Raw genomic sequence first — 792 nt, 5'->3', positions numbered from 1 at the left:
CGCGGGGAACTGAGTTATAAACAAGCCCAGCGGCGCTACGGCATTCAGGGCCGGAGCACGGTGCTGACCTGGTGCCGGCGGTATGCTAGCCATTTCGTAACTTTTCAGCAGGCCGGGCCCATTTCCCCCGGCACTGCCCCCGCCGTGGACCCGACCCCGGAACAGCGCATCAAGCAGTTGGAAACCGAACTGCGCGAGCAAAAAAAGGGGCATCGCAAGCAGTTAAAGGATGCTGCCGACCTGAATTTGTTGCTGCGCACGATGCTACAGGTGGTGGAGGAGGACCACGGCATCCCCCTGCCAAAAAAGTCTTTTCAGCGGCCGTTTCCAAGCTGGCAAGCGCCAAAACCGTGAGCGTGCAACGCAGCTGCCAGCTTTACGGCGTGAGCCGCCAGGGCCTCTACCAGCGCCGCCAGCGCCAGGGCTGTCAGGCCGCGCGGGCCGAGCAAGTCCTGGACCAGGTCCGGGCCGTGCGCACGAAGCTCCCGCGCCTGGGCCCGCGCAAGCTGGGGCACAAAATCGCCCCGCTGCTGCGCGTACAGGGCCTGCGCTGCGGGCGCGATGCCTTGTTCACCTTGCTGCGCGAACGGGCACTGCTCATCGCCCCCAAACGCAGCTACACGAAGACCACCGATTCCCACCACCGCTTCCATTGTCACCCCAACCTGGTCAAGGATGCGCCCAAGCCCACGGCCCCAAACCAGTTATGGGTCAGCGACATCACCTACTTGCCCACCCGCCAGGGTACGGTCTACCTGAGCCTGGTCACCGATGCCTTTTCCCGGCGCATTG

Annotated in this window: 1 protein-coding gene and 1 pseudogene; both read left to right on the top strand. The window is 64.1% G+C overall.

Going from position 1 to position 792, the window contains the following annotated elements:
- Window positions 1-354 (top strand): annotated as a pseudogene (locus ABD842_RS13715) (hypothetical protein); the annotation flags it as partial.
- The coding region (locus ABD842_RS13710; protein ID WP_486327004.1) for a transposase family protein at window positions 351-792 on the top strand (442 nt) is incomplete at its 3' end. The pseudogene ABD842_RS13715 and the gene ABD842_RS13710, both read left to right, overlap by 4 nt.

Source organism: Hymenobacter algoricola (assembly GCF_039539525.1).
Lineage (GTDB): Bacteria > Bacteroidota > Bacteroidia > Cytophagales > Hymenobacteraceae > Hymenobacter > Hymenobacter algoricola.
The sequence above is the reverse complement of the archived record's forward strand: the minus strand, read 5'-3'. Positions and strand labels throughout refer to the sequence as shown.